Source organism: Endozoicomonas ascidiicola, from assembly GCF_001646945.1.
Lineage (GTDB): Bacteria > Pseudomonadota > Gammaproteobacteria > Pseudomonadales > Endozoicomonadaceae > Endozoicomonas > Endozoicomonas ascidiicola.
Window position 1 is genome coordinate 847,353 of the sequence record NZ_LUTV01000001.1, and the last position, 3,712, is coordinate 851,064.

The 3,712-nt window shown below is 39.5% G+C and carries 3 protein-coding genes and 1 pseudogene; 3 read left to right on the top strand and 1 reads right to left on the bottom strand.

Annotation, left to right across the window (positions count from 1 at the left end; translation table 11 throughout):
* Window positions 1–613: transposase (locus AKL11_RS03390; RefSeq protein ID WP_157673410.1), on the top strand; the 613-nt coding region annotated here is incomplete at its 5' end.
* 56 nt (window positions 614–669) lie between these two features.
* The gene (locus AKL11_RS24995) at window positions 670–828 is read left to right on the top strand and encodes a hypothetical protein (RefSeq protein ID WP_157673389.1); all 159 of its coding nucleotides are present in this window, start codon (window positions 670–672) and stop codon (window positions 826–828) included.
* 291 nt (window positions 829–1,119) lie between these two features.
* Here the strand turns inward: AKL11_RS24995 and AKL11_RS25000 are convergent, their stop codons facing one another.
* Window positions 1,120–3,084, bottom strand: a complete 1,965-nt coding sequence (locus tag AKL11_RS25000) for a hypothetical protein (RefSeq protein ID WP_157673390.1) — start codon at window positions 3,082–3,084, stop codon at window positions 1,120–1,122.
* A gap of 222 nt (window positions 3,085–3,306) precedes the next feature.
* On the opposite strand from AKL11_RS25000, the pseudogene AKL11_RS26410 reads away from it, so the two are divergent.
* Window positions 3,307–3,474 (top strand): annotated as a pseudogene (locus AKL11_RS26410) (helix-turn-helix domain-containing protein); the annotation flags it as partial.
* Between the last annotated feature and the right edge of the window lie 238 nt (window positions 3,475–3,712).

Here is a 3,712-nt window from a genome sequence, read left to right on the forward strand (position 1 = left end):
GCCTGCCCTCGAAGAACTGGCCTCTCGTGCAGAGCAGATTGGCAAGCCCAGCGCGATTCTTGCCGACACGGGCTACTTCAGTCAGGGCAATGTGTCTGCTGTGGATAAGTTTGGAGCTATCCCTTACATTGCAGAAAATAAGGATGCCCATAACAAACCTTTACTGGAGCGCTTTAAGCCCGATGAGCCGATGCCCGCAGGCGATGATGTTACCGCACTGGAGTTGATGCGTTGGCGATTGCAAACCAGGGAAGGACGGGCGGTGTATGCATTGAGAAAAAGCACCATTGAGCCAACGTTTGGGATACAGAAGGAAGTGATGGGATACCGTCAATTTCTGGTCCGTGGTCTAGAAGCAGTGTCTGCTGAATGGGATCTTCTGTGCATGGGTTTTAACCTGAAGCGGATGTTTACGCTGATGCTGAAAGATCTTCAGGAAAGTATCATTTTTATGCAGTTTATTTCAGCTTACAGGTTATTTGTCGCATGCATTTGCGATATTTGGGCAAAAGAGACTGACGACATAAACAGCACTTCCAGACTGGATTCTGTGATTTTTGACTTTATTGCGGCCCATCTCCGGTTTTTACTTTCAAGTCCGACAGCCTCCTAGGCCGTCAAAACAAGAAACCGATCTTCGGGCCTCGGACTGTCATCGGACCGAAGACCATGCCTCTGTCTCAGGTTTACACTTTCCTGAAAAGCCTTGAAGATAATGAGGAGATGACGCTTTCATCTCTTCTTGACGTCTTCAAAGAGCCCGAAAAGTTTAGAGATGTCTCTATAGACACCCAGAAAAGTCGTTTACGCTATCCGGCGGCTTGCTAAACCTTACCGGATGAAGGGCTTTCACCTTCAATCTCTTGCCGATTTACCTCGGCGCACTGGATGTCCTTTATACTTAGTCCTTTATACTTATATACTTTTTATACTTTCTCCTTTATATACTTTCTACCCTTAGCCCTTTAATAACTTCCCGATTTAGACCTCGTTCTCCATTCATTCTGAGCGGAGTCGAAGGGTGTATAGCTCGAGCCATGGGCCTTGAACCCATGCCTTTTGACACTTTGTCAAGCTCAACACCAACGGAGCGACAGACAAGTGGAAGTAATTAAGGGACTATTCCTTAGTAGCGTCTACAATCAAAGATTCAAAATAGTTTAAGGAGCCCCCTCCACTTCTCCATTCGGACAGCGAGTTAAATGGAGACAAACAGAATGTAGAAGTAAAATCATCAAACCCTACATTCCTAAATTCAATATGTACCCAGGGTTTACCATCATGTATGTCTATCGGATGGGAAAAATAATAATGATCATGCTCAGAAGTCAACTCCATTCTAGCGGTAGCATTTGCGAAATTGGTAGGTAAGAGAACTCTTTCCTCTTTATCATCATTTTTTATCAGAATATATTGATGTCCAGTTTGAATATCGTGCACTGTACACTTGCCATGTTTAGCCCTTAATATCATCAGATGATAAATATCACCTGAAAGACCTTGCAACCATTGATCATAATAGTTATCTCTATCAATAGGTAATCGAGCAGGAAATACAGAATAACCAACATTGCTCTTTATTTGACTAATCTCAGTCATACTAATATCAGTCAATAATTTCTTAATTAGTTTGTAGAAATAGTTAGGACAACTAGCTTTAGTTTTCAAAATATCAATTTCTTGATCTGACAAAATCTCCATAATCTCTTGATCAATATTCACTCTTAACAGGTAAGTAGTTGCCTTTATACTATTAAGGTAACTGGGACGATATTTTCCAAAATCTATAAAACTCATGTTATTTCGATAAGATATGATAGTATAAGACAGATGATATAGAAATGACTTGAGCATTTCCATGTTCTTATTATCACCTGCAAGATGTAACCTGCTAATCAATTCTTTATAAAAAAAACCTATTACGCTTAAACTCGCAAAACTGTGATTAATGAGTTCATTTCCTGATATTAAATCACATATCACACGTGGTTTGATATTTGAAACAGATTCACGAGTAATATCAAGTATTACGTTCAAACTATTATCTCTATCCTTCTGCTTAGTTCTAGCCAGTCTTCCCACCTCATTAATGTTTGATACTAACTTAGATAAATCCTGTAAATAACTATAAAAATCCTGTATTTTTTTATACGGTATGGATAACGTACTCTGATTACTCCAGAGATCAGGACTGTCAGTCACTCGTCGAGCATTTTTTGAAAGAAAAATATAATCAGCATCACCGCTATCATTTAAGCGGTGCTCCACCAACTGAAATATGTCTCGCACCCCTTCTTTCTTAAATCTGGCGTTGACCTTGCTCAGCACCGCGGAGAAAATTATTATTCCTTGAATGTTTCCTAGTTCATTTTTTAATATCTCTAACATATCCCCTACCTGTAAATTTAAATAATCACCAAAGGTTAAAGGACCAGTCACTAATTCAATTGAATATGGGAAAAAATTATTGATTGGACTATGGGTTCCTGGATAACTGAGAATGTCAATTGTAATTGCTAGTAATGGATATCCGGAAATCACGGTTTGAGTTGTTGCAAGTTGATGATATTTTTTTAATTCTCGACTACTGCTCACCACAATATGTGATGTTTCTGATTCAAGACCAATACGCTGTGAACATTCATCTATTGAAAAGTCTGGCGAACATTGGCGACCGTCACTGCTTGAAGCAGAAGGCAAGGAGTTTGATTTAGAATTATCTCCAGTTTTTTTTTCACTATAAGTGGTTTTGTTAAATTGACTTTCTGGAAACTGAGAATGTGTCAACATAACTGAAGCAGGATGTGGAGATACTATCTTGTTGTTTTTTCTTGCATTCTGATAAATTTTACATCGTTCACAATTATCAAGCTCATGTTGTTTTTTTAATATGTGTAATGTCGTTGTGTAAAAATAATTAACCTGAGTGATATCACTACAGACTTTTTCGCAAAACTCATGTTCTTTAACGCTTCTTGAAAATGCACTCGCCATTTCCTGCTCTTGGTTATCAGCATCTGAAACGAAAGGCTCTGCTCCACTGGCTTGAAATACCGGCGGTTGAGAAAATGAGCGTGGTACCATATTTATATATCCTATTATAAGTAGGTAGTAATTTGCTATCAAACATTTTGATTGAGAGATAAGGAATAAGTTTCATATTTTTTATAAAAAAGTAACAGTAATCCCTGAATTCGTATCATAAGTGCATAACCTCTGTAATCAACTGAACGCCACACACCTTTGAATTGAATCAAGACTCAGGGGTATTCTGTAAAGCGACTAAATCATACAGAGGAGCCAAGAATGGCCTATAGACACCTGAGCCTTGAAGAGAGACATTATACTGAACTTCAACTGAAAGAAGGAGTCTCTCAAAACAAGATTGCCAAGGCTTTAGGACGTTCACAGAGCACGTTTTCCCGAGAGCTGGGTCGTAATACCGGGCAAAGAGGTTACCGACACCAGCAAGCCCATGGAAAAGCTAAGGAATAGTCCCCAATTAACTTCCCTATTTTCAAGAGATCAGGAATCGTCGATAATTGCTCCGCATGAGTGCAGGAGGTCATCTTGGGCAGTTATTCGACGACAGTAGAGGTTCAAATGGTTCGGTTTTATCAGTCACTCAACGAGAGGGATCGTCGTCGCTATGCTGCGATTGAAGCGATAAAGCTTGGGCATGGTGGCATCGAATTCATTTCTCAGTTACTGG

Coding starts and splice junctions, on each gene's coding strand:
- AKL11_RS24995 (WP_157673389.1), top strand. CDS start 670: ATGCCTCTGTCTCAGGTTTACACTTTCCTGAAAAGCCTTGAAGATAAT.
- AKL11_RS25000 (WP_157673390.1), bottom strand. CDS start 3,084: ATGGTACCACGCTCATTTTCTCAACCGCCGGTATTTCAAGCCAGTGGA.